Annotated in this window: 20 protein-coding genes and 1 tRNA gene; 8 read left to right on the top strand and 13 right to left on the bottom strand. The window is 64.3% G+C overall.

Translation table 11 applies throughout. The annotated features are described in order from the left end of the window. Positions 1 to 90: 90 nt before the first annotated feature. From ihfA to E0501_RS05420, 4 genes are all read left to right on the top strand, one after another. Positions 91 to 393: an integration host factor subunit alpha gene (ihfA, locus tag E0501_RS05435; protein WP_137700305.1), complete on the top strand. Its 303-nt coding sequence runs from the start codon at positions 91 to 93 to the stop codon at positions 391 to 393. Between the two features lie 12 nt (positions 394 to 405). Beyond that, complete coding sequence (locus E0501_RS21475) at positions 406 to 1308, top strand: MerR family transcriptional regulator (RefSeq protein ID WP_235857749.1); 903 nt, start codon at positions 406 to 408, stop codon at positions 1306 to 1308. 62 nt (positions 1309 to 1370) lie between these two features. Beyond that, positions 1371 to 1447: transfer RNA gene (locus tag E0501_RS05425), tRNA-Pro, on the top strand. A gap of 92 nt (positions 1448 to 1539) precedes the next feature. After that, positions 1540 to 2619, top strand: a complete 1080-nt coding sequence (locus tag E0501_RS05420) for a 2'-deoxycytidine 5'-triphosphate deaminase (RefSeq protein WP_137700304.1) — start codon at positions 1540 to 1542, stop codon at positions 2617 to 2619. 146 nt (positions 2620 to 2765) lie between these two features. On the opposite strand, the gene E0501_RS05415 is transcribed toward E0501_RS05420, so the two are convergent. From E0501_RS05415 to argS, 6 genes are all read right to left on the bottom strand, one after another. Beyond that, the gene (locus tag E0501_RS05415) at positions 2766 to 2981 is read right to left on the bottom strand and encodes a hypothetical protein (RefSeq protein ID WP_137700303.1); all 216 of its coding nucleotides are present in this window, start codon (positions 2979 to 2981) and stop codon (positions 2766 to 2768) included. A 108-nt stretch (positions 2982 to 3089) separates the two neighbouring features. Continuing rightward, positions 3090 to 3773 carry an SMC-Scp complex subunit ScpB gene (gene scpB / locus E0501_RS05410; protein WP_407943399.1) on the bottom strand — a complete coding sequence of 228 codons (684 nt, stop codon included), beginning with the start codon at positions 3771 to 3773 and terminating at the stop codon, positions 3090 to 3092. A gap of 4 nt (positions 3774 to 3777) precedes the next feature. Continuing rightward, the gene (locus E0501_RS05405; protein WP_137700301.1) at positions 3778 to 4560 is read right to left on the bottom strand and encodes a segregation and condensation protein A; all 783 of its coding nucleotides are present in this window, start codon (positions 4558 to 4560) and stop codon (positions 3778 to 3780) included. Then, positions 4553 to 5560, bottom strand: a complete 1008-nt coding sequence (gene nagZ, locus E0501_RS05400) for a beta-N-acetylhexosaminidase (protein WP_137700300.1) — start codon at positions 5558 to 5560, stop codon at positions 4553 to 4555. The genes E0501_RS05405 and nagZ overlap by 8 nt, the downstream gene beginning before the upstream one ends. Continuing rightward, positions 5557 to 6558 (bottom strand): SPOR domain-containing protein, encoded by a 1002-nt coding sequence (locus E0501_RS05395; RefSeq protein ID WP_137700299.1) that lies wholly within the window; start codon positions 6556 to 6558, stop codon positions 5557 to 5559. Before E0501_RS05395 ends, nagZ begins: the two co-directional genes overlap by 4 nt. 78 nt (positions 6559 to 6636) lie before the next feature. Then, positions 6637 to 8382: an arginine--tRNA ligase gene (argS, locus tag E0501_RS05390; protein ID WP_137700298.1), complete on the bottom strand. Its 1746-nt coding sequence runs from the start codon at positions 8380 to 8382 to the stop codon at positions 6637 to 6639. Between the two features lie 132 nt (positions 8383 to 8514). On the opposite strand from argS, the gene typA reads away from it, so the two are divergent. Further along, positions 8515 to 10332 carry a translational GTPase TypA gene (typA, locus tag E0501_RS05385; protein WP_137700297.1) on the top strand — a complete coding sequence of 606 codons (1818 nt, stop codon included), beginning with the start codon at positions 8515 to 8517 and terminating at the stop codon, positions 10330 to 10332. A gap of 6 nt (positions 10333 to 10338) precedes the next feature. Here the strand turns inward: typA and E0501_RS05380 are convergent, their stop codons facing one another. The 4 genes from E0501_RS05380 to recA all read right to left on the bottom strand — a co-directional run bounded on the left by E0501_RS05380 (position 10339) and on the right by recA (position 15121). Beyond that, entirely contained in the window at positions 10339 to 10881 is a 543-nt protein-coding gene (locus E0501_RS05380; RefSeq protein WP_137700296.1) for a histidine phosphatase family protein, read from the bottom strand. 46 nt (positions 10882 to 10927) lie between these two features. Then, positions 10928 to 11215, bottom strand: coding sequence for a DUF1330 domain-containing protein (locus E0501_RS05375; protein ID WP_137700295.1), 288 nt, complete (start codon positions 11213 to 11215; stop codon positions 10928 to 10930). 1 nt (position 11216) lies between these two features. Next, on the bottom strand, positions 11217 to 13892 hold the full coding sequence (alaS, locus tag E0501_RS05370) for an alanine--tRNA ligase (protein WP_137700294.1): 2676 nt from the start codon (positions 13890 to 13892) through the stop codon (positions 11217 to 11219). A 152-nt stretch (positions 13893 to 14044) separates the two neighbouring features. After that, positions 14045 to 15121, bottom strand: a complete 1077-nt coding sequence (gene recA / locus E0501_RS05365; protein ID WP_137700293.1) for a recombinase RecA — start codon at positions 15119 to 15121, stop codon at positions 14045 to 14047. 190 nt (positions 15122 to 15311) lie between these two features. Here recA and E0501_RS05360 point away from each other — a divergent pair, with 190 nt between their 5' ends. Beyond that, the gene (locus tag E0501_RS05360; protein ID WP_137700292.1) at positions 15312 to 15905 is read left to right on the top strand and encodes a sulfotransferase family protein; all 594 of its coding nucleotides are present in this window, start codon (positions 15312 to 15314) and stop codon (positions 15903 to 15905) included. Positions 15906 to 15914: 9 nt separating this feature from the next. Here E0501_RS05360 and E0501_RS05355 read toward each other — a convergent pair whose 3' ends face one another. From E0501_RS05355 to guaB, 3 genes are all read right to left on the bottom strand, one after another. After that, complete coding sequence (locus tag E0501_RS05355; protein ID WP_137700852.1) at positions 15915 to 18218, bottom strand: hybrid sensor histidine kinase/response regulator; 2304 nt, start codon at positions 18216 to 18218, stop codon at positions 15915 to 15917. 126 nt (positions 18219 to 18344) lie between these two features. Continuing rightward, positions 18345 to 19520, bottom strand: coding sequence for an RsmB/NOP family class I SAM-dependent RNA methyltransferase (locus tag E0501_RS05350; protein WP_137700291.1), 1176 nt, complete (start codon positions 19518 to 19520; stop codon positions 18345 to 18347). Beyond that, entirely contained in the window at positions 19520 to 20968 is a 1449-nt protein-coding gene (gene guaB, locus E0501_RS05345; protein ID WP_137700290.1) for an IMP dehydrogenase, read from the bottom strand. The genes E0501_RS05350 and guaB overlap by 1 nt, the downstream gene beginning before the upstream one ends. Positions 20969 to 21102: 134 nt before the next feature. Between guaB and speB the strand changes: the two genes are divergently transcribed. Continuing rightward, a complete protein-coding gene (gene speB / locus E0501_RS05340; protein ID WP_137700289.1) occupies positions 21103 to 22062 on the top strand; it encodes an agmatinase in 960 nt (319 codons plus the stop codon). 181 nt (positions 22063 to 22243) lie between these two features. Next, on the top strand, positions 22244 to 24286 hold the full coding sequence (locus tag E0501_RS05335; RefSeq protein ID WP_137700288.1) for an ASKHA domain-containing protein: 2043 nt from the start codon (positions 22244 to 22246) through the stop codon (positions 24284 to 24286). Positions 24287 to 24299 lie beyond the last annotated feature (13 nt).

Genomic DNA, 24299 nt, shown 5'->3' with positions numbered 1-24299 from the left:
CCGCACTTAAAAGCCCCCGGACAAGCCGTTGATATTGACTCGGAAATTTCCTTGCCCCTAAGGTAACCTAGAACAGCCCGGGGATTAGCAATGAGCGAGAAAACACTGACGCGCATGGACCTGACCGAATCCGTCTTTCGCGAGGTCGGCCTGTCGCGCAACGACAGCGCACAGCTTGTGGAAACCGTCCTGCAATACATGTCCGATGCGCTGGTGCGCGGCGAACAGGTGAAAATCTCGTCTTTCGGCACCTTCTCGGTGCGTGAAAAGGCCGCCCGCATGGGCCGCAACCCCAAGACCGGCAAAGAGGTTCCGATCAACCCGCGCCGTGTGCTCACCTTCCGCCCCTCGCACCTGATGAAAGAGCGCGTCGCCGAGGGCAACAAACGCTAGGAGACGCTGGACATGGCCAAATCCGCCGATGCCTTCCGCACCATCAGCGAAGTCGCGGATTGGCTGGGAACGCCGGCCCACGTCCTGCGCTTCTGGGAAAGCAAGTTCAGCCAGATCAAACCGGTGAAACGCGCCGGCGGGCGACGGTATTACCGGCCCGCCGACATGGAATTGATCGGCGGCATCAAGAAACTGCTGCATGACGACGGAATGACCATCAAGGGCGTCCAGAAAATGCTGCGGGAAAAGGGGGTGAAATACGTCGCCGGCCTTTCCCAGCCCATTGGCGAAGAAGGCGAAACAGTCGATGCGTCGCCCACCCAAACGGCGACGCCCGCCGCCGCGGACGAAGGCTCGGTCATCCAGTTCCAGCGCAGCGAGACGGAAGAGACCCCGGCGGCAGAGACGGCCGAATCCGACACAACCGAAGCGGCCCCCTCCGAAGACGAAAGCCTGCCCGGCACCCCGGCCTCCGACACCTCGGTTCTCGAGGATTTCGCATCGGCCCCCGACGAATCCGTGCCCGAAGGCTCCGCGCCCGACGCCGCACCCGCAGAGGAAGTCGAGAGCGACGCGGCGGAAGCCGAAGAACCGGCCGAGGCCCCCGCCCTGCCTGCTTTCCTGCACCGGTCCGCGCCCGCTCCCGAAGCGGCGGCCGAGGACAACCTGCCGCCCGAGCCGGAAGCCGCCGCCGAACCGGAACCAGAATCCGAGCCGGAACCCGAACCGCTCCGCCCGGCACAGATCGACCTGCCGCCCGACCCCGCCGACTCCGAGATTTCCGCACCGCCGGGTCTCTTGTCGGCCATCGCCGCACGCAGGGGCCGCCCGCTCTCGGAGGCCGCACTGGCACAGGCCATTGCCCTGCGCGATCGCCTCGCCACGCATCATGACCGGCTTGCCGGCAAAGAATAATCCGGCACGCCCCAATTCCCACTTGCCCCCGCGCGCAAAACCGCTATGTAGTCCCACACCGTCGGGCTATAGCGCAGTCTGGTAGCGCGTCCGTCTGGGGGACGGGAGGTCGTAGGTTCGAATCCTGCTAGCCCGACCATCACACGCCTCCCCCAAACCCGCCTTGAAATTTTGGCTTTCACCCCCGCCCGGGGCCATGTATTTCCTACCGAAACCCTGCGGGAGGATGACATGACCGGCGTTCTGGCCAGCCAGCAGATCGAAGCGATGATCGACAGCGGCGAGATTGCCGCCACCCCCGCCGTACTGCCCGAACAGGTGCAACCCGCGAGCCTCGATCTGCGCCTTGGCACCCGCGCCTGGCGCGTGCGCGCCTCGTTCCTCGCCGGGCATGGCCGCACCGTCACCGAACGCCTGTCCGAATTCGAGATGCACCAGATTGACCTCACCGATGGCGCGGTGCTGGAAAAGGGCTGCGTCTATGTGGTGCCGTTGATGGAATCGCTGTCGCTTCCCGACGGTGTCACCGCCGTCGCCAACGCCAAAAGCTCGACCGGCCGGCTCGATCTCCTGACCCGCACCATCACCGATGGCGGCGAGGAATTCGACCGCATCGCGCCCGGCTATACCGGCCCGCTCTATGCCGAGATCTGTCCACGCTCCTTCTCGGTGCTGGTCCGCCCCGGCATGCGCCTCAACCAGATCCGCTTCCGCGAAGGCCAGGCCGTGCTCTCCGATGACGAACTGCGCGCCCTGCATGCAGACATGCCGCTCGTCGACGGCGAGGCAGTGATCGACGAAGGCCTCGGCTTCTCGGTCGATCTCGAACCCGCCCGGGGCACGCTCGTCGGCTACCGCGCCAAGCCGCATACCGGCGTGATCGACCTCGATCGCATCGGCTTCTACGATCCCGCCGAATACTGGGAGGAGATCCGCACCGCCTCTGGCCAGATCATCCTCGATCCCGGCGCCTTCTACATCCTCGTCAGCCGCGAAGCGGTGCATATCCCCCCCGCCTATGCCGCCGAAATGGCGCCCTTCCTGGCGATGGTGGGCGAATTCAGGGTGCATTACGCGGGCTTCTTCGATCCGGGCTTCGGCCATGCCCAGGCCGGCGGCGCCGGGTCACGCGGGGTACTCGAAGTGCGCTGCCACGAATCTCCCTTCGTGCTGGAACATGGCCAGGTCGTCGGGCGACTGGTCTATGAACGCATGGCCCAGGTTCCGGCGCAGCTCTATGGCGCCGGCATCGCCTCGAATTACCAGGGCCAGGGGCTCAAGCTCTCGAAACACTTCCGCGCGCCCGGTTAACCCTTTTCGTCAACGATAGGTAAACCGCACCCGGCAGCCGGATGTCAGCCGGGCGGTGCACGCATGTCACCCCCCGATTTTTCGGCGAAAAATCGCGTTAACCGCGCGGGACGGCGCGTCAGGTTTTCATAAGGAAAGCGTTGTGCTCACATCTTGCCGATGCGGCGCCCCATACGCATCGCCTGGCGCGCGCGCCGTGCCGCCTGCTTGCCGGATTGTGCCGTGCGGCGCTCTTCCGGGGTCATTTCCTGTTGGGATTTTCCCTTTGATGCCATACGGTTAATGCCCGCATTCATGCCCTTGTTCACGGCCTTCCGAATGAACATCCGGGCAATCATGTTAATGATCTGGTTGGCGTTCATGGCGCCCTCCTGCCTTTGCCTCGCGGCCCTTCTACCGGGCCATCTTGCCAGAAGTATGGCACAGTGCGCGGCGTTTTCCAAACCGCAACCCAGCGCCGCTACGCTGTCTCAGTCCTCGAACAGCTCGCTCTGCCCTTCCGCCGCTTCGTCCTCGTCGTCCTCGCCCTCACCCAGCTGCGGCATCGCTCCCGGCGGCGGGCGGCTCTCCAGCAGGCCCGCGGCCCGCAGCTCTTTCAGGCCCGGCAGGTCGCGGGCGCTCTCAAGTCCGAAATGATCCATGAAGCTCTGTGTCACCACGAACGTCACCGGCCGCCCCGGCGTCATCTTGCGCCGGCCAAAGCGGATCCATTCCATGTCCAGCAGCAAGTCCACCGTGCCCCGGCTCACGCTCACTCCGCGGATTTCCTCGATCTCGGCACGGGTCACCGGCTGGTGATAGGCGATGATCGCCAGCGTCTCGATCGCCGCCCGGCTCAGCTTGCGGGTCTCGACCGTTTCCTTCTGCATCAGGAAACCCAGGTCGGGCGCCGTGCGGATCGCCCAGGCGTCGCCCACCTTCACCACACGTACGCCGCGCCCCTCATAGCGCTTGCGCAGATGCACCAGCGCCTCGGCCGCGTCGGCGCCATGCGGCATCCGGTCATTGAGCTCCTTTACCGTCACCGGTTCTGCGCTGGCAAACAGGATCGCCTCGACCATGCGCTCCTGCTCGGCGATGGGCGGCGCCTCGAACAGGCTCTCCTCCTGCTCCCCCTTACCCTCTTCTTCTTCCTTTTCCATGCCTTCCGACATCATCTTAATCCTTCCGTCGCAACTGGATCGGGGCAAATGTTTCGGCTTGGCGCAGCTCCACCTTGCCCTCTTTCGCCAGTTCCAGCGAGGCCGCGAATGTCGCCGCCGTGGCCGATCGCCGACGCACCGGGTCCGCGTCCCATCCGTCCGGCATGTAGCTTGAAATATCCGTCCAGGTCCCGGCAAAACCAATAAGGCCCCGCATCCGGTCCAGCGCCTGCTCCATGGTCCAAACTTTGTCGCGGTCCATCACGAAGGGGCGGAACTCGTCGCGCGTGCGGATGCGGGCATAGCCCTGCATCAGGTCCAAGAGTGTTGCGGTATAGCTCACCCGCTTCACCCGCGTCACATCCTCGGGAATGCCCCTGGCAAAGAAATCGCGCCCCAGCCGGTCGCGCGCCATCAGCCGTGCAGCCACGTCGCGCATCGCCTGCAACCGCTCTAGCTGGAACGCCAGGTGCGCAGCCAGCTCCTCGCCGCTGGGTCCCTCCTCGGCCGGGTCCGGCGGCAGCAGAAGCCGCGATTTCAGAAACGCGAGCCAGGCCGCCATCACCAGGTAATCGGCGGCCAGTTCGATGCGCAACTGCTTGGCCTTCTCCACGAAGGCCAGGTATTGCTGGGCCAGTTGCAGCACGCTGATCTTGCGCAGGTCCACCTTCTGCGTGCGGCTCAGCGTCAGCAGCACGTCAAGCGGCCCCTCGAAGCCGTCCACATCAACGATCAGCGCCTCGGCCGCCAGCCGTTCGGCAACCGATTGCTCGTCTTCCTGAAACTCTTCCTCAGCCATCCACGCGCCCGTTCAAAAGCGCCTCAAGTTCGGCTTCCAGCGCCGCAATGTCAATCTCATCGGGGGTTTTGCGCGCTGCAATCGCCCGCTCGGCCCGCGCCTGCGCCTGCACGCCCATGCGCCCGGCCGCCTCGGCCACCTGCCGCTTTTCCTCCAGCGTGCCATTGCAGTGCAGGATCACGTCGCATCCCGCCTCGATCGCCCGCCGGCTCAGATCGCCCAGATCGCCCTGCAGCGCCTTCATCGAGATATCATCGGTCATGATCAAACCGTCAAACCCGATCTCGTCGCGGATCACGCTCATCACAGTCTCTGACAGGGTCGCAGGCGTCGCGTCCAGCGCGTCATAGACCACATGCGCCGTCATCCCGAGCGGCATATCATTCAAATCTGAAAACGGCTTGAAATCAGTCTCTTGCAGGTCACTCTTCACCGCCCCAACGCGGGGCAGCTCATAGTGGCTGTCGCTCACCGCGCGGCCGTGCCCGGGGATATGCTTGACCACCGGCAGCACACCGCCATCCAGATGCGCCTGCGCCACCACGCGCCCGATCCGCGCCACCGCCCCGGCATCGTCGCCATAGCAACGGTTGCGCAAGAAGGGGTGCGTCTCTGCCCGCGCCACATCGACCAGCGGCGCACAATTGCTGTCGATCCCGGCCTCCCGCAGCTCGTGCGCGATGATCCGGTAGCGCAGGTACATCGCCCGCTCAGCCCCGTCGCCCGCACGGTCGACATGCTCCAGCGGCGGCAGCCACTCGCGCCACAGCGGCGCGCGCAGGCGCTGCACCCGGCCGCCCTCCTGATCGATCGTGATCGGCGCCTCGCGGCCCACCGCCTCGCGCATTTCGGCACAAAGCGCGCGCAGTTGCTCGGGGCTTTCGACATTGCGTGCAAACAGGATGAAGCCGAACGGATCGGCCTTCCGGAAAAATGCTTTCTCCTCGGCCGTCAGCCTCAGGCCCTCGGCGTCGAGGATCGTCGCCCCCCAGCTGCTCAACGCGTGGTCACCGGGATGCAATCGGCGCGTTCGGCCACAAGCGCAGAACAGAAACGCCGCGCATCGTTGAGATCGGCAAAGCCCATTGCGCGCAGCCTGTAAAAGGTCCGTCCACCGCTTTGTGCCTTCTGGATAATGCGTTGTTTTCCCTCAAGGTAATCGCCGAACCTCTGCCCCAGGCGATCCCATTCCTGGCGGGCGATCTCGGGGCTTTCGAAAGCGCCCAACTGGGCCAGCCGCGTACCCGCGGGAATGCTGGCCGGTTCCACCTCCAGCGCCGCCTCGGCCTGCGGTGCCGCCACCGCCGCCGCCGGTGTGGCCTTCAGGCCGCCGGGCCGCAACACGGGGCGCAGCGAGGATTTCAAACCGCCCTTGATCTCGGGCTTCGCAACTGCGGGTTCGGGCGCAGGCTCGGGTTTCGGCGGCACAACCGCGGCAACCGTCTGTACCGTTTCGGGTTCAGCCTGTTCTGTTTTCTCCAGCGGATCGGCCCCTGCCGACAGCTTATCAGCCAGGGCCCGGATCGAAGTCATCTGTGGCGAAGCGCCCTCTTCCGAAGCAGTCGCAGCCACAGGCTCCACCTTCGGCGCCGTCACGACATCGGCGGCCACCACGGTGCCCATCGCCGCATCGTCCTCCGACAGGTCCACCGGCGCCGGCGCCAGGATCAACTTGTCGGCGGGCGCTTCGGCCACGCCGATGGCCGCAACCTTGTTTACGGCAAGGCCCTGATGCAGTGCCGGGCGCCCACCGGGATCCTCGGGCTGCACTTTCATCGGTTTGCCGCTGGCCGCACGCACCACCGGCACGCCGCTCACATCCCGCGCCAGCATCTTGTAGCCCCAGACACTGACCCCCACGATCAGCGCCAGCGATACCGCCGCACCGGCGTAATTCGCAAAGGTTCCCAATGATTTGACCGCGCTTTCGCGGCCCTGTGTGGTGTAATCCGCCCGATCCGGCCCGGCATAGGGGCCGCCTGCAGGAATATCCGCCATGTTCGCCTCGCTTTCCCGGGCGATACATTGCCGCCGGGGTTATCTTGACTGCCTCCCCCGCGGCGCGCGCCTTGCCTATCAGCGCATTTCTTCCACCGGGGTCACGCCAAGAATACCAAGCCCTGCAGAAATAACAACGGCCACGGACCGCGCCAGGGCGATTTTCGCCTGACTTGTTGCGGCATCACCCTCCTGGAGAAAGCGTAGCGCCGGTTCGTCGTTGCCCCGGTTCCACAGCGAATGAAACTCGCTGGCCAGTTCATAAAGGTAGAACGCCACCCGGTGCGGCTCGTTCACGCGGCCGGCGGTTTCCACCAGGCGCGGCCACTCGGCGATCTTTTTCGCCACGGCCAGCTCGGCCTCGTGATCCAGCTTGCCCAGGTCTGCCGCACCCAGCGTCGCCTCGCCCACGGCAATCCCCGCCTCGCCGGCCTTGCGCAACACCGAATGCACCCTCGCATGGGCGTATTGCACATAGAAAACGGGGTTGTCTTTCGATTGCTCCATCACCTTGTCGAAATCGAAGTCCAGCGGCGCGTCGTTCTTGCGCGTCAGCATGTGAAACCGCGTCACGTCGGGGCCGACCTGGTCAACCACGTCGCGCAGGGTGATGAAGGTGCCCGCGCGTTTCGACATCTTGAACGGCTCACCATTCTTGAAAAGCTTCACCAGCTGCGTGAGTTTGATATCCAGCGGCACCTTGCCGTCCGACAGCGCCGACACCGCCGCCTTCATGCGCTTGACATAGCCGCCGTGATCAGCGCCGAACACATCAATAAGAGCGTCGAAGCCCCTGGAAATCTTGTCAAAGTGATAGGCAATGTCCGGCGCGAAATAGGTCCAGGACCCATCCGATTTCTTCACCGGGCGATCCACGTCATCGCCATGCGCGGTCGAGCGGAACAGCGTCTGCTCGCGCGGTTCCCAGTCCTCGGGCACCTTGCCCTTGGGCGGCTCCAGCACGCCTTCATAGATCAGGCCCTTGTTCTGCAGCGCCTCCAGCGCAGCCTCGATCCGGCCCGTGCCGTAAAGCGATTTCTCGCTAAAGAACACGTCCATCTTCACGCCAAGCTGGGCCAGGTCCTCGCGGATGAGGTCCATCATCCGCTCGGTGGCGAACTCGCGCACCTCGTCCAGCCATGCGCCTTCGGGCTTGTCCAGCAGGCTCTCGCCGTATTTGGCCTTCATCGCTTCGCCCACCGGGATCAGGTAATCACCCGGGTAGAGCCCTTCGGCGATCTCGGGCTCCAGCCCGCAGGCCTCGCGGTATCGCTCATAGGACGACCGTGCCAGCACATCCACCTGTGCGCCGCCATCGTTGATGTAATATTCGCGGGTCACGTCATAGCCCACGAAATCAAGCAGACTGGCCAGCGCATCGCCGAACACCGCGCCGCGGGTATGGCCAACATGCAGGGGGCCGGTGGGGTTCGCACTCACGTATTCCACGTTGACGCGCTTGCCCTGCCCCATCTGCGAACGCCCATAGTCCGCGCCTTCTTCCAGGGCCGCGCGCAGCACACCCTGCCAAACCGCAGGATCCAGACGCAGGTTCAGGAACCCCGGGCCCGCCACTTCGGCGCTGACAATCCGGGCATCGGCCGTCAGCCGCCCGGCCAGCGCCTCGGCGATGTCGCGCGGTTTCTTTCCGGCAGGCTTTGCCAGAACCATCGCGGCATTCGTCGCCATGTCGCCATGCGCCGCATCGCGCGGCGGCTCGACCGTGACATTGGCAAAGTCGAGGTCCCCGGGAAGATCCCCGGTCTGCTGCATCGCGCCGAGACTGTCGATCACGAGACCGCGGATATCGGAAAAGAGGTTCATGGCATCATCCTGGCTGCTTTGGGCCTGCATTTATCACAACCGGGCCACGCCGCAACCCGCCCGCGCTCTTTCCCTCTGGCCTTTTCCCGCGCAACCCGCTACGCGCCTGCCAACCATCTGGAAAGGACGAGCATGGACCTGCGCAATATCGCGATCATCGCCCACGTGGACCACGGCAAGACAACGCTGGTCGACGAACTGTTGAAGCAATCCGGGGCTTTCCGCGAAAATCAGGCCGTCGCCGAACGGGCGATGGATTCCAACGATCTCGAACGCGAGCGCGGCATCACCATTTTCGCCAAGCCGACCTCGGTCGAATGGAAGGGCACGCGGATCAATATCGTCGACACCCCCGGCCACGCCGATTTCGGCGGCGAGGTCGAGCGCATTCTCAGCATGGTCGATGGCGTTGTCCTGCTCGTCGACGCCGCCGAAGGCCCGATGCCACAGACGAAATTCGTCACCTCGAAAGCATTGGCACTTGGTCTGCGACCCATCGTTGTACTGAACAAGGTCGACAAGCCCGATGCCGAGCCCGACCGCGCCCTGGACGAGGTGTTCGATCTCTTCGCCTCGCTCGATGCCAACGATGACCAGCTCGATTTCCCGCATCTTTACGCGTCGGGCCGCTCAGGTTGGGCCGATGCCGAGCTCGACGGTCCGCGCAAGGATCTGCACGCGCTCTTCAACCTGATCATCAACCACGTGCCCGCCCCGCGCCAGCAGGCCCATGTGAACGAAGATTTCCGCATGCTGGCAACCACCCTGGGCTCGGATCCCTTCGTCGGCCGCATCCTGACCGGCCGGGTGGAATCCGGCCATCTCAAGGTGGGTCAGACGGTGCAGGCGCTCTCGCGTATCGGCCAGAAGATCGAACAGTTCCGCGTGACCAAGATCCAGGCTTTCCGGGGCCTGCAGATGCAGGACATCGACGAAGCCGTGGCCGGCGACATCGTCAGCCTCGCCGGCATGCAGAAGGCAACCGTGGCCGATACGATCTGCGCGCTGGCCGTCGAGGATGCGATCCCGGCCCAACCCATCGACCCGCCCACGATTTCCGTGACCTTTGGCATCAACGACAGTCCGCTGGCGGGCCGCGACGGAAAAAAGGTGCAATCGCGCGTCATCCGCGAGCGTCTGATGAAAGAGGCCGAGTCGAACGTCGCCATCAAGGTGACCGACACCCCCGGCGGTGAAGCCTTCGAAGTGGCCGGGCGCGGCGAACTGCAGATGGGCGTTCTGATCGAGAACATGCGCCGCGAGGGGTTCGAACTCAGCATCTCACGCCCTCAGGTCCTCATGCGCGAGGATGACGGCCAGAAACTAGAACCCATCGAGGAGGTCACGATCGACGTCGATGACGACTATACCGGCGCTGTGATCGAAAAGATCACCGGTCCGCGCAAGGGCGACCTCGTAGAGATGAAACCTGCAGGCAGCGGCAAGACGCGGATCATTGCGCATGTGCCCTCGCGCGGGCTCATCGGCTATCACGGTGAATTCCTGACCGATACGCGCGGCACCGGCGTTCTGAACCGCGTATTCCATGGCTGGGCACCGCACAAGGGCCCGATCCCGGGCCGCCGCGCAGGCGTTCTGATCTCGATGGAGGATGGCGAGGCCGTGGCCTACGCGCTCTGGAACCTCGAAGACCGCGGACGGATGTTCATTAACCCGCAGGACAAGGTCTACCAGGGTATGATCATCGGCGAACATTCGCGCGACAACGATCTCGAGGTGAACCCGCTCAAGGGCAAGAAACTCACCAACGTGCGCGCGAGCGGCTCGGACGAGGCCGTCCGCCTGACCCCGCCGACCATCTTCTCGCTGGAAGAGGCGATTGCCTATATCAACGACGATGAACTGGTCGAGGTCACGCCGAACGCCATCCGGTTGCGCAAGCGCTATCTTGATCCGCATGAGCGCAAACGGATGTCGAAACAGGGCTGACAAGTATCACGGGTCGATCAGTATGCGGCCCGTGACTTCCAGCGCCCGGTTGCGCATCTGTGTCACCACGATCTCGCCTGAGCGCGGGAAAACCCCGGTCAGCGCAGTGATATTCACTTGGTGGGTGACCAGCAGGCGCCGCCCATCGCTTTCCCGCAACAGCGCCAATGCGTCGTGGGTTTGCCGCCCGCGCCGCTCGCGGTTCTGAAAGAATGAATTGAGCGCTGGCACCTCGGCAACATCGCCAAGCTGCAGCAGATCCGCCGTTTCACGACACCGGCACCACTGGCTCGACCAGATCGCATCGAAACCGACGCCGCGCTCCTGCAGTTCGGCACCGATCCGCCGTGCCTGGTCGCGTCCACGCTCATCCAGGTTTCGCTGCGTCGTGCAATCGTCCAGCCTGAACCCCGCCGGATCGCCCCCGCCCGGCGCCAGCGCGTGGCGCATCAGCACGATCGCATCCGGGCGCTTCAGCGCATCCCAGTCGTCGGCCGCTACCGCGAATGGCAGGATGGCCAGCAGCCAGATCATCAGATACCGAAACATAGCGCTCTCCCATTTAAACGGGGTACGCCCTGCGCGGCCTGTCAGATCATTCCGAGGTCTCGACCACCATCAGCTCGCGCTCGGATGCGCCGCGCGCATGGCTCAGGGCCTCCTGGTATTCCGGGCTGTGATAGCACTCGACTGCGGCCTCGACCGTCGGGAACCTCGCCACCACGTTACGCGGCCGTTCCTTGCCCTCGAGTTGAACGAACCGCCCACCCCGGGCGATGAACTCACCACCGTGCTTGGCAATCGCGGGGCCGGCCAGCTCGGCGTATTTGCCATAGGCCTCAGCATCGGTCACCGTCACATGTGCAATCCAAAGCGCACCCATCTCAGTCTCCTATCACGGCTTCCGCCGCCTTGATCGCAGCCTCTGCATTGCCAGCATCCTTGCCACCGCCCTGGGCCATGTCGGGCCGGCCACCGCCGCCCTTGCCGCCCAGTTCGGCCACGGCCGCGCGTACAAGATCGACCGCTGACAGCTTGTCGGTCAAGTCCGCCGTCACGCCCGCGGCCACCGCGGCCTTTCCGCCGGCATCCGCGATCAGAAGCACTGCGCCGCTTTCCATCTTCGCCTTGTGCTCATCGATCAGCGCAGGCAGGTCCTTGCCGCTCACGCCCGACAGCACCTGCGCCAGGAAGGCCACGCCGTTCACGTCCCGGGCCTCGGCCCCGCCGCCCTGGCCGGCCCCACCGGCCATGGCCAATTCGCGGCGCAGCTGCGACACTTCGTTCTGCAATGCCTTGCGCTCATCCATCAACGCCTTGACCCGCGCGGCCAGATCGCCCGGCTGCGCCTTGACCGTGTCGGCGATCTCGTCCACCAGCGCCGCTTGGCGCTCCAGGTGCTGCACTGCGGCCGCCCCGGTCAGCGCTTCGATCCGGCGCACGCCTGCGCTCGATGCGCTGTCACTCAGGATCACGCACAGCCCGATATCGCCGGTCTGTTGCACATGCGTGCCACCGCACAGCTCGATCGAGTAGGTCTCGCCATCCGCGCCCTTCCCGGTGGGCGCACGTCCCATCGACACCACACGCACCTCGTCGCCGTATTTCTCGCCAAAGAGCGCCTGCGCACCGATCTCCCGGGCATCGTCGGGCGTCATGATCCTTGTGCTGACCGGGGTATTCTGGCGGATGAAGCCGTTTACTTCTTCGCCCACAAGGCGCAGCTCGTCCTCGCTCAGCCCCTTGGCATGGCTGAAGTCGAACCGCAGCCGGTCCTCATCGTTGAGCGATCCACGCTGCGCCACGTGATCGCCCAGGTGAACGCGCAGGGCTTCGTGTAGCAGGTGCGTAGCCGAGTGGTTGGCACGCACCTTGCTGCGCCGCTTGTGATCGACTTCCAGCTCGACCGTATCGCCCACGCTCAGCTTGCCGCGCTCCGGCGTCAGGCGGTGGGCGATCAGCTTGCCATCGGCGAAACGCTGCACGTCCGTCACAGCGCTCACATCATCCAGATTCGCCAGGCGCCGGACATAGCCGTGGTCAGCCACCTGACCACCGGCTTCGGCATAAAACGGCGTCTGGTTCAGAATGGCCCAGCCGTCTTCGCCGGCGTTCAACGCCTTCACTTCGACACCATCCTTGACGATGGCCAGGACTTGGCCCTCGGCTTCCTCGGTGTCGTAGCCCAGGAAATCCGTGGCGCCATGCTTATCGGCCAGGTCGAACCACACCGCGGCATCCGCCGCTTCGCCCGATCCCGCCCAGGCGGCGCGCGCCTTGGCCTTCTGCTCGGCCATCGCCGCGTCAAAGCCCGACACGTCGACTTCGCGGCCCTTCTCGCGCAACGCGTCCTGGGTCAGATCGAGCGGGAATCCGTAGGTGTCATAGAGCTTGAACGCCGCCTCGCCGGGTAGCGGAGCGCCTTCGCCCAAACCGTCCAGCTCCTCGTCCAGCAGCTTCAGGCCACGGTCCAGCGTCTGCTTAAACCGGGTTTCTTCCAGTTCCAGCGTTTCCTCGATCAGCGCCTGCGCCCGGCCAAGCTCGGGATAGGCCGCCCCCATTTGGTGCACCAGCGCCGGCACCAGCCTGTGCATCACCGGATCCTTGGCGCCCAGCAGGTGCGCATGGCGCATCGCGCGCCGCATGATCCGGCGCAGCACGTAACCGCGCCCGTCATTGCTGGGCATCACCCCGTCCGCGATCAGGAAACTGGTCGAGCGCAGGTGATCCGCGATCACTCGGTGATGTGTCTTGCCCGGCCCGTCCGGATCGCTGCTGGTTGCGTCGGCGCTTGCCTCGATCAACGCGCGGATCAGATCCGTAGAATAGTTGTCATTGGTTCCCTGCAGCAGCGCCGCAACCCGCTCGATCCCCATGCCCGTATCAATCGACTGCATGTCGAGCTCTTTCATCGAACCATCTTCGAACTGCTCGTTCTGCATGAAGACGAGGTTCCAGATTTCGACGAAACGGTCACCATCCTCTTCCGGCGTGCCCGGAGGGCCGCCCCAGTACTTTTCTCCATGATCAAAGAAAATCTCGGTGCAGGGGCCGCAGGGGCCCGTCGGGCCCATCATCCAGAAATTGTCATTGGTCGGGATGCGGATGATCCGCTCGTCCGGAAGACCTGCGACCTTCTTCCAGATCTCGGCGGCCTCGTCATCGGTGTGATACACTGTGACCAGAAGGCGGTCGGCCGGGATGTCGAGTTCTTTCGTCACCAGCTCCCAGGCATAGGGAATGGCCATTTCCTTGAAATAGTCGCCAAAACTGAAATTTCCGAGCATTTCAAAGAAGGTGTGGTGACGCGCGGTATAGCCGACGTTGTCCAGGTCATTGTGCTTGCCGCCAGCACGCACGCATTTCTGCGCCGTGGTCGCCCGGACGTAATCGCGCTTTTCCACCCCGGTGAAGCAGTTCTTGAACTGCACCATCCCCGAGTTGGTGAACATGAGCGTCGGGTCATTGCGCGGAACAAGCGGGCTCGACGGGACGATCTCGTGCCCGTTCTTGGCAAAGTAGTTCAGGAAGGTCGAACGGATGTCGTTCAGGCTGGGCATCGGGCGTGGCCTCTTGCGAAGGGTCTCAGGTTGACCAGCGGTTTATCCGCCAAGCCCCGGCCTGTCCACAGCCCTTCATGCCGCGGACGGTGCTTATGCAAATGGCCGCCCGAATTACCGGGCGGCCATCAAAACATGCGGACTGGACGGTTTCAGCCATCCAGCAAAGCGTCCTCGTCGTCGCCCCCTTCGGGCATATCGAAATCAAGCCCGTGCGCGGCACGGATCTTGTCCTCGATTTCCAGCGCGATCTCGGGGTTATCCTTCATGAACTGGCGGGCATTCTCGCGGCCCTGGCCGATACGTTCGTCGCCATAGCTGAACCACGCGCCCGATTTCTGCACGATACCCGCAGCCACCCCGAGGTCGAGAAGCTCGCCGGTCTTCGAGATGCCTTCTCCGTAGAGGATATCGAACTCGACCTGTTTGAAGGGCGGTGCGACCTTGTTCTTCACCACTTTCACGCGGGTCTGGTTGCCGATCACCTCGTCGCGGTCCTTGACCGCGCCGATGCGGCGGATGTCGAGCCGCACCGAGCTGTAGAACTTCAGCGCGTTGCCACCCGTCGTGGTTTCCGGGCTGCCGAACATCACGCCGATCTTCATGCGGATCTGGTTGATGAAGATCACCATGCAGTTCGAGCGCGCGATCGAGCCTGTCAGCTTCCGCATTGCCTGACTCATCAGGCGGGCCTGTACGCCCACGCTCGAATCGCCCATGTCGCCTTCCAGTTCGCTCTTCGGGGTCAGTGCCGCGACCGAGTCGACCACCACCATGTTGACGGCCCCCGACCGCACCAGCGTATCGGTGATCTCCAGCGCCTGTTCGCCGGTGTCGGGCTGCGAGATCAGGAGCTCGTCGAGGTTGACGCCCAGCTTCTTGGCATAAAGCGGGTCAAGCGCGTGTTCGGCATCGACAAAGGCGCAGACACCGCCCTTTTTCTGCTCCTCGGCCACGCAATGCAGCGTCAGCGTCGTCTTGCCCGAGCTTTCCGGGCCATAAATCTCGATGATACGGCCCTTGGGCAGCCCACCGATGCCCAGCGCGATATCGAGGCCCAACGAACCGGTCGAGGTCGCCTCGATCTGCTGAACCGGGTTGTCGGCCCCAAGCTTCATGATCGAGCCCTTGCCGAACTGCCGCTCGATCTGCGCCAGCGCACTGTCCAGCGCCTTTTGTTTGTCCGCGTTGCGTTTGTCGTCCATCTGGAGAAGTTCTGCCGTTGCCATTGTTTCGTTTCCTTATTTCACACCCTGTCACGGGCGGCAATCGCTGCTGCGTGTTCACCTCTTGTTCTGTATGAGATCAAAAAGAGAACATTTCAACCTAAATTTTCCTGTTCCCCACTTTTTCGCTAAAGCGTTAAAGAGTAGTTTACGTCGGACAGAAAAAGATCAGCAGACCGGGAAGCAACGTAAAATGCTCGTATTTTCAAAGGCAAAGCTCGTGTTCCTGTCGGTTCCCAAGACCGGAACAACGGCCATCGAGCAGGCGCTTGCGCCGCATGCCGCGATCGCCGTGCTCGATCCGCCCGAACTCAAGCATGCGCCGGTCTACCGCTACAATCGCTTCTTTCGTCCGATGATCGAGAAATTCGTCGGCGACGACATGGAAGTCATTGCGGTGATGCGCGAGCCTGTCAGCTGGCTGGGCAGCTGGTATCGCTACCGGCAGCGCCCTTTCATGAATGGTCGGCCAGCCTCGACCGCAGGGATGAGTTTCGACGATTTTGTCGAGGGGTACCTGAGCGATCCCCGTCCGGCCTTTGCCGATGTGGGGGCGCAATCGAAGTTCCTCGAACCCCGGCCCAACGGAACGTCGGTAGACCGGATTTTCCGCTATGAGTCGCTCGACGGGCTCATCACCTATCTCGAAGAGCGCCTGGGCCAAGGCATCACCCTGCCCCGGCTCAATGTTTCGCCTTCGGCAGATCTGTCGCTCGCCCCGGCGCGCGCCGCGCGGTTGCGCCACACCTGCGCCGCAGATTTCGACCTCTGGGAAAGTCTCGCCTGACAGATCTGCTCAATGCAGCTGGCGCTGCACGATCTCGGTCAGTTCGGTCAGAGAAAACGGTTTCGGCAGGAACACCGAGTTGGGAATCTTCGGCCGCCCCTCGCCAAAGGCATCCTCGGCATATCCGGACACAAACACCACGCGCACGCCGGGATGGCTTTCGAGCGCCTTGCGCACCCAGCTCGGACCATCCATGCCGGGCATCACCACGTCGGTGACGAAGATGTCGATGTGAAGATCGGTTTCCTCCAGCGTTTTCAGCGCATCCTCGGCCGATTCCGCCTCGAGTACCGTATAGCCGCGCAGCCGCAGCGCGCGCGATGCGAAGGCACGAACCGGCGCTTCGTCCTCAACGAGCAGGATCACCGCATCGCTGTGACGCGTCGGCGCGTCGGGTACCGTCTCCTGCTGAGGCGCCGCCGGGGCGTCCACCGCCTCCTCGTAGGTCGGGAAAATCAGCCGGAACACCGTGCCCTCGCCGACCACGCTATCGGCAAAAATAAAGCCCCCCGTCTGCTTGACGATCCCATAGGCCGTGGACAAGCCCAGACCCGTGCCCTCGCCTGTGCGCTTGGTCGTGTAGAAAGGCTCGAATATCTTCTGCATCTTGTCGGGCGGAATGCCATTGCCCTGGTCCTGGATCAGGATCTGCACAAAGCTGCCAGCCGGGACGACCGCCCGGTCCCGTTGCATCGGCTCGGAGAGCACCAGGCTTTCCGTCGCGATCCGGATTTCACCACCGCCCGGCATGGCATCGCGTGCATTCACCACGATGTTCATCACCACCTGCTCCAGCTGCCTCTTGTCAGCTCTCAGGCGATGATCGGCCGGGTCATGGTCCAGCGTCAGCGTTACTTTCTCGCCCACCAGCCGGTTCAGAAGATGGGTCAGGTCCGACAGCGTATCGCGCAGATCGAGTACTTCGGGGCGCAGTGTCTGCTTGCGCGAGAATGCCAGCAATTGGCTCACCAGCGCCGCGGCCCGGTTGGCGTTCTGGTTGATCTGCACCAGGTCGTTGTAGTCCTGGTCGCTCTGGTCGTGGCGCAGAAGCAGAAGATCGCAATGTCCCGAGATCGCCGTGAGCAGGTTATTGAAATCATGCGCCACGCCGCCGGCCAGTTGCCCGATCGCCTGCATCTTCTGGCTTTGCACGAACTGCATTTCCAGGGTTTTCAACTCGGTCGCGTCATTGAGAACCGCGATCAGCGCCCTGTCCCCGGCATCGGCGGCGCGCTTGAGCATGACCTGAACGAATGTCTCCCGGTCGTTGCGGGAGACGCGCAGAAACTCGCTCGCATTCGCCTCGCGGCCCCTGGCGACTTCCCCGAGCCAGTCGGTGATCGAGCGGCCGAGACCCTCCATCAGGGTGGACAGATGCAGGCCGGCGCAATCCTGCACCCCCAGCAGGTCGCGGGCCAGCCGGTTCGATTCCAACACTTCGCCATCGGGCGATACCCGCAGCAACGGCACCGGCAGCGCTTCAAACCGACGCCAGCTGTCCCCTGGCTCCCCATTCCGGGCCGCTTCGGCCGTTTCGGCAGACGCTTCGGCAGGTACCGGAACAAGATACAATTCGCGCCGCCCGGCAGAATGCGTGACTTCGGCCACCAAGCAACGTTGCGGCCCGTCCCTCGTGGCAATCTCGTAGACCACGCCCGACTGCACGGGCAACTGCTTGAAAATCCGGTCGAGCGATTTGACACGTTCGCCGATCAGCTGCCGGGCCGACGCATTCATGAACAGCACCGCGTTGTTGCGGCCGACGGTGATCGCCGGCACGTGCAGCGCATCGCTGGAACGGGCTGACCGGTCGCCCATTTCCTCGATACGCCAAAGCACGCCGCCATGGCCCAACCGATGCGCCGCCAGCCGAACATGGCCGCGGCGGGTAGCCACGTCCTCACGCGCCGCCCCCCCTGTTTCGGCACGTTTCTGCAATCGGTAAAGCACGGCCGATGGGTTGGCGAAAACCTGTTCGAGAACACCTGCCAACGTCTCGGCAGCGGTGTCAAAGCGCCGTTCGGCAGCATGGTTCGCATACCACAGCCTGCCCTCGTCGTCGGTCACGAAACACGGCGCTGCATCGTGGCAGACGAACTCCGAAATCGCCTCCTGCGCACGCTGGTGGGCACGCCGGAATTGCCAAATCAGCACGTGGATCACCCCGATCAAAGACAACAGCGCGCCACCAATTGTGGCAAAGACGAGTTTCACCGCGCCCTGCCCGCCAAGAACGGCCGCCGCACAGAACAGCGCCGCTAGGATCGCCAGGACACCCGTGCGCGGCGCAAGGCGCATCGCGGCCCGCGTCATGGGTCCGGGCGTGATCGAGGCATGCGGCACTGAAGCTCCCCTGGGCGATTCCGTCTTCCCCGAATGTGCATCGGGAAAACTTAACCGGGCGTTAAGCGTGATCAGATTACTCGCTTGGGTTGTTTGTTACAATCCCGCTGCGCGCGTAAGGTGGCCCACGAAAAACCCGTCGCCGGCTGCGCTTAACCGCCACTGACGCTGGAATGCAATTTCCCAGTCCGGATGCCGGGCCGTGAATGCCTCGATCTGGTCTGTGTTCTCCTCCCGCAGGATCGAGCAGGTCGCGTAGACCAGAACACCTCCGCCCGCCACGAAGCCTGCCGCCGTGTCGAGAATTTCATCCTGGGTGGCATTCAGTTCGGCCAGACGTTCGGGCGTAAAGCGCCATTTCGCGTCCGGATCGCGGCGCCAAGTGCCCGACCCCGAACAGGGGACATCACATAGCACCAGATCGAAGGGCGTCGCGCGCGCGCACTCCGCGCCGCTCAGGATGTCCACCGCCACCCCGGCGCGCGCCGCCCGCTCGCGCAGGTCGCGCATGCGTCCCGGCGCTGCATCATGGGCGGCGAACTGCGCCTGCACCAGGCCCGCCATCGCCAGCGTCTTGCCCCCGCCCCCGGCGCAATAATCGAGAATGCGCATACCATCACGTAGCGGCAGGGTCTCCATCGCCGCCTGGCTCGACACATCCTGCAATTCGACCAGTCCCTGGGCATAGGCCTGCGTCCGCACAAGCATGCGCTCGCCTTCGGTGATGCGCAACGCGGTCCGGGCACCCAGTTCGGGTTGCGTCACCACCCCTTCACGGGCCAAAGCCGCGCGCGCCTGCTCCGGGTTGCACTTGCGCAGGTTGACCCGCAGGAAAACCGGTGCGCGCTGTGTCAAAGCGGCCAGCTGCTCTGGCAGGTCGACGCCATATTGCGCCTCCAGCCGCGGCACCAGCCAGCTCGGCAACTCGGGTTCCGGCAATGCGGGCAGCGGCGCTGCGATCATGGCAGTTTCCGCGTCGCTTAACGGTGCGGGGGCATGCCCCTGCCCATTGAACAGCGCTGCCGGATCATCGCCTTCCAATCGCATAAGTCCCAACATGAGCGCGCGCCCGGATTCACCACCGCCCGCGGCAGCACAGGCCCTTTTCCGGCGCAGCACGGCATAAACGTGATCGCGCACCGCCGCGCGGTCCTTCGACCCAGCAAAGCGCGACTGCCGCGCCCAGCGGGTCAGCCCCCTCTCGGCCGGCTCTCCGGCGAGTATCGCTTCAAGACACTCGATCGCCGCCTGAACCCGCGCACCAGGGGTCATCAGGCCATCCGGTAGTTCGGGCTCTCGCGGGTGATCTGCACGTCATGAACGTGGCTTTCCTTCAGCCCGGCGCCGGTGATCTTCACGAAGCGGCAATTCCTGCGCATCTCCTCCACCGTGGCACAGCCGGTATAGCCCATAGCGGCGCGCAGACCCCCGACCAGTTGATGGATCACGGCGCCCGCCGACCCCTTGTAGGGCACCTGCCCCTCGATCCCCTCGGGGACCAGCTTGTCGCTGGCCGCGTCCTTCTGGAAATACCGGTCTGCACTGCCGCGCGCCATCGCGCCCAGGCTTCCCATGCCGCGATACGACTTGAAGCTGCGCCCCTGGTAGAGGATCACCTCGCCGGGGGACTCGTCGGTGCCGGCGATCATGCTGCCCACCATGGCACAGGATGCGCCCGCGGCGATCGCCTTGGCGAAATCGCCCGAGAACTTGATGCCTCCATCGGCGATCACCGGCACGTCGCCGGCAGCAGCGGCGCATTCCATGATCGCGGTTAGCTGCGGCACGCCCACGCCCGCCACCATCCGCGTGGTGCAGATGCTGCCGGGCCCGATGCCCACTTTGACGGCGTCCGCCCCCGCGGCGATCAGCGCCTTGGTCGCCTCCGATGTCGCCACGTTGCCGGCAATCACCTGCACTTCATTCGACAGCTTCTTCACCCGGCCCACGGCTTCGATCACCCCCTCGGAATGGCCATGCGCGGTGTCGACCACGATGATATCCACGCCCGCATCGACCAGCGCCTCGCTGCGCTCAAACCCGGCATCGCCCACTGACGTCGCGGCGGCCACGCGCAGCCGGCCCAGCTGGTCCTTGCAGGCCGACGGGTTCAGCACCGCCTGCTCGGTGTCCTTCAACGTCAGCAGCCCGGTCAGCTTGCCCTTGCCATCATGCACCAAGAGTTTCTCGATCCGCCGAGCCCGCATCAGGCTTTTTGCCTCGTCCAGATCGGCCGGCTCCGCCAGCATCGCCAGATCATCCGATGTCATAACCAAGCTGACGGGTGTGTCGTCCGAATTGGCAAACCGCATGTCCCGGTTTGTCACGATCCCCACGATATGGCCCTTCTCGTCCACCACCGGGAAGCCGGTGAAATTATAGCGCTCGACCAGCTCCTTCGCATCCGCGATCGTCTGGTCGGCGCGCAACGTCACCGGGTTGTAGACGATGCCGGATTCAAACCGCTTCACCCGCCGCACTTCGCGCGCCTGCTCGTCCACGCTCAGGTTCTTGTGGATCACCCCGATGCCCCCTGCCTGCGCCATGGCGATCGCCATGCGCGCCTCGGTCACCGTGTCCATGGCCGAGCTCAGAAGCGGGATATTCATCGAGATCGTATTGGTCACCTTCGTGCGCGTATCGGCGGTGCTGGGCAGCACGCTCGACGCGGCGGGAACAAGCAGTACATCATCGAAGGTCAGTGCCTCACGAATCTCCATCGGGCCTCTCCATGGCAGGGATCGTTTGGCGCTTCCCTATTGCATGGATAGGGCGCGGGGGAAAGGGCAATTCGCGCTTGCGCGCTGCGGCAAACCCGGCCACGCTCCGCCCGAATTCACGCGGAGACCATGAAATGAGCGGACATGGCTATGAAACCGGCCGGCTGAACCTGCCCTTCGTCGGCATCTCGACCTTCGGCAAACGCCCCTATATCGAGGACTGGTCACAGATCAACGCGGATATCGCCATTCTCGGCGCGCCGTTCGACTTCGGAACGCAGTGGCGCTCTGGCGCGCGTTTCGGCCCCCGCGCCGTGCGCGAGGCTTCCACCCTCTTCTCCTTCGGCCATGCCGGCGCCTACGATCACGAGGACGATGCCACCTACCTGCCCGGCTCGGTGCGCATGGTCGACATGGGCGATGCCGATATCGTCCATACCGACACGATGGCATCCCACGCAAATATCGAGGCCGGCGTGCGCGCTGCACTTGCCGCCGGCGCCCTGCCGGTCATCATCGGCGGCGACCACTCGGTCAACATCCCCTGCATCAACGCGTTCGACGATCAGGGCGACATCCATATCCTGCAGATCGACGCGCATCTCGATTTCGTCGATGAGCGCCACGGCGTCCGCTTCGGCCACGGCAACCCGATGCGCCGCGCGGCCGAAAAGCAATATGTCACAGGCCTCACCCAGGTCGGCATCCGCAACGTCTCCTCGACCGCGAAAGAGGGCTATGACGACGCGCGCACCATGGGGTCGGACATCCTTTCCGTCCGACAGGCCCGTGCGCTCGGCCCAAGGGGCGTGGCCAAACGCATCCCCAGGGGCGCGCGCGTCTACATTACCATCGACATCGACGGCTTCTGCCCGTCGATCGCACCCGGAACCGGCACGCCCAGCCACGGTGGCTTTCTCTACTACGATGTGCTCGAAATCCTGCAGGAAGTCGCCAAGCACCACGATGTCGTGGGCATCGACCTTGTTGAGGTCGCGCCGGATTACGACCCCACCGGCTCCACCGCGATCCTCGCCGCCCAGGTGCTGCTCAACCTTCTGGGCTTCGTCTTCCACGCAAGGGGCTTTCGCTGATCCGGCCTTCATCTGGCCCCAAATACCTCGGGGAGTGTGAGGGGCTGGCCCCTCATGCCTTCGGGTCCTGCCAGAGCAAGCGGCCGAAAAATGCCGCAACCGGAAAAGATTATGCCGCTCCACATCTTTTCCCCGGCAGCAAAGCCCCTATTCTCTGCGCAACACAACAAGGGCACAGGCCATGAGCAAAGACCCCCTCGTCATCTTTACCCCCTCGGGCAAGCGCGGCCGCTTTCCGGTGGGCACGCCCGTTCTGACCGCCGCGCGCCAGCTCGGCGTCGATCTCGATTCGGTCTGCGGCGGGCGTGGCATCTGCTCGAAATGCCAGATCACGCCGTCCTATGGCGAGTTTCCCAAGCACGGGGTCACCGTGGCGTCCGATGCGCTCTCCGAATGGAATGCGGTCGAACAGCGCTACGATGACAAGCGCGGCCTGAAACCGGGCCGCCGTCTCGGCTGCCAGGCCACCATCCAGAAGGACGTGGTGATCGACGTGCCGCCCGAATCCCAGGTCCACAAGCAGGTCGTACGCAAACGCGCCGAAGCGCGTGATATCGTAATGAACCCGGCAATCCGGCTCTTCTACGTCGAGGTGCAGGAACCCGACATGCATGATCCCTCGGGCGATCTCGAACGCCTTGTTGGCGCGCTGGCAAAGCAATGGGACATCAAGGACGTGAAGGCCGATCTTCACATTCTCGCCCAGCTTCAGACGATCCTGCGCAAGGGCAACTGGTCAGTCACGGTGGCGCTGCACATGGGCGATGGCGACGCCGCCCCGCGCATCATGCATCTCTGGCCCGGGCTCTACGAAGGCTCGATCTATGGCCTCGCCGTCGATCTGGGTTCCACCACCATCGCCGCGCATCTTTGCGACCTGCGCTCGGGCGAGGTCATAGGCTCCTCCGGCCTGATGAACCCGCAGATCCGTTTCGGCGAAGACCTGATGAGCCGTGTGTCCTACTCGATGATGAACGACAACGGCGCGGCCGAGATGACGGCGGCCGTGCGCGACGGCATGAACACGCTGTTTGCGCAGATCGCCGACGAGGCAGGCATCGACACCGGCCTGATCATGGACGCGGTCTTCGTGATGAACCCGGTCATGCATCACCTTTTTCTCGGCATCGATCCCTATGAGCTGGGCCAGGCCCCCTTCGCACTCGCCACCTCGGACGCGCTGCACCTGCGTGCCTCGGATCTCGATCTCACCCTGCACCCGGCGGCACGCAGTTACATCCTGCCCTGCATTGCCGGCCATGTCGGTGCCGACGCCGCCGCCGTGACCCTGTCCGAGGCACCGGACAAATCCGAAGACCTGGTGCTCATCGTCGATGTCGGCACCAATGCCGAAATCCAGCTCGGCAACCGCGACAAGGTGCTGGCCTGCTCCTCGCCCACCGGTCCCGCCTTCGAGGGGGCACAGATCAGTTCGGGCCAGCGTGCCGCGCCCGGCGCCATCGAGCGGGTCGAGATCGACCCGGCCACGAAAGAGCCCCGCTTCCGCGTGATCGGCTGCGATCTGTGGTCGGACGAGGACGGCTTTGCCGCGGCCATCGCTACCACCGGCATCACCGGCATCTGCGGCTCGGGCATCATCGAGGCGATTGCCGAGATGCGCATGGCGGGCCTCCTGGATGCGTCCGGCCTGATCGGCTCGGCCGCACAGACCGGCTCGCCCCGCTGCATCGCCGACGGCCGCACCCATTCCTACGTGCTCTGGCAGGGGTCCGAAGACAGCCCGCAGATCACCATCACCAACCCCGATATCCGCGCCATCCAGATGGCCAAGGCCGCGCTCTATTCCGGCGCACGCCTGCTGATGGACAAGCTCGGCACCGATACCGTCGACCGGATCGTGCTGGCCGGTGCCTTCGGCGCGCATATCTCGCCCAAGCACGCGATGGTGCTGGGCATGATCCCCGACTGCCCGCTCGACAAGGTGACATCGGCCGGCAACGCCGCGGGCACCGGCGCGCGCATCGCGCTTCTCAACACCGACGCGCGCGCCGAGATCGAGGAAACCGTGCGCCGCATCGTCAAGATCGAAACCGCGGTCGAGCCGCGCTTCCAGGAGCATTTCGTCAATGCCTCGGCGCTGCCCAACTCGGCCGAGCCCTTCCCGATCCTGCGCAGCGTCGTCGATCTGCCCGATGTCAGCTTCAACACCGGCGGCGATGAAGGCGATGCGGGCGGACGCCGCCGCCGGCGCCGGCGGGGCTAGGCAAGGCCGCCCG

It is taken from the genome of Marimonas lutisalis (assembly GCF_005434965.1).
Classification (GTDB): domain Bacteria; phylum Pseudomonadota; class Alphaproteobacteria; order Rhodobacterales; family Rhodobacteraceae; genus Marimonas_A; species Marimonas_A lutisalis.
This window is presented reverse-complemented; position numbering and strand designations above follow the sequence as displayed.

Bases quoted from the DNA above. Each gene is read 5' to 3' on its own strand.
- E0501_RS21475 (WP_235857749.1), top strand. From the start codon at position 406: ATGGCCAAATCCGCCGATGCCTTCCGCACCATCAGCGAAGTCGCGGAT.
- recA (WP_137700293.1), bottom strand. From the start codon at position 15,121: ATGGCAACGGCAGAACTTCTCCAGATGGACGACAAACGCAACGCGGAC.
- E0501_RS05380 (WP_137700296.1), bottom strand. From the start codon at position 10,881: ATGTTTCGGTATCTGATGATCTGGCTGCTGGCCATCCTGCCATTCGCG.
- argS (WP_137700298.1), bottom strand. From the start codon at position 8,382: ATGAACCTCTTTTCCGATATCCGCGGTCTCGTGATCGACAGTCTCGGC.
- E0501_RS05405 (WP_137700301.1), bottom strand. From the start codon at position 4,560: ATGGCTGAGGAAGAGTTTCAGGAAGACGAGCAATCGGTTGCCGAACGG.
- E0501_RS05355 (WP_137700852.1), bottom strand. From the start codon at position 18,218: ATGACGCGGGCCGCGATGCGCCTTGCGCCGCGCACGGGTGTCCTGGCG.
- alaS (WP_137700294.1), bottom strand. From the start codon at position 13,892: ATGCCCAGCCTGAACGACATCCGTTCGACCTTCCTGAACTACTTTGCC.
- E0501_RS05415 (WP_137700303.1), bottom strand. From the start codon at position 2,981: ATGAACGCCAACCAGATCATTAACATGATTGCCCGGATGTTCATTCGG.
- E0501_RS05360 (WP_137700292.1), top strand. From the start codon at position 15,312: ATGCTCGTATTTTCAAAGGCAAAGCTCGTGTTCCTGTCGGTTCCCAAG.
- typA (WP_137700297.1), top strand. From the start codon at position 8,515: ATGGACCTGCGCAATATCGCGATCATCGCCCACGTGGACCACGGCAAG.
- E0501_RS05420 (WP_137700304.1), top strand. From the start codon at position 1,540: ATGACCGGCGTTCTGGCCAGCCAGCAGATCGAAGCGATGATCGACAGC.
- E0501_RS05375 (WP_137700295.1), bottom strand. From the start codon at position 11,215: ATGGGTGCGCTTTGGATTGCACATGTGACGGTGACCGATGCTGAGGCC.
- ihfA (WP_137700305.1), top strand. From the start codon at position 91: ATGAGCGAGAAAACACTGACGCGCATGGACCTGACCGAATCCGTCTTT.
- E0501_RS05350 (WP_137700291.1), bottom strand. From the start codon at position 19,520: ATGACCCCTGGTGCGCGGGTTCAGGCGGCGATCGAGTGTCTTGAAGCG.
- guaB (WP_137700290.1), bottom strand. From the start codon at position 20,968: ATGGAGATTCGTGAGGCACTGACCTTCGATGATGTACTGCTTGTTCCC.
- E0501_RS05395 (WP_137700299.1), bottom strand. From the start codon at position 6,558: ATGGCGGATATTCCTGCAGGCGGCCCCTATGCCGGGCCGGATCGGGCG.
- scpB (WP_407943399.1), bottom strand. From the start codon at position 3,773: ATGTCGGAAGGCATGGAAAAGGAAGAAGAAGAGGGTAAGGGGGAGCAG.
- speB (WP_137700289.1), top strand. From the start codon at position 21,103: ATGAGCGGACATGGCTATGAAACCGGCCGGCTGAACCTGCCCTTCGTC.
- E0501_RS05335 (WP_137700288.1), top strand. From the start codon at position 22,244: ATGAGCAAAGACCCCCTCGTCATCTTTACCCCCTCGGGCAAGCGCGGC.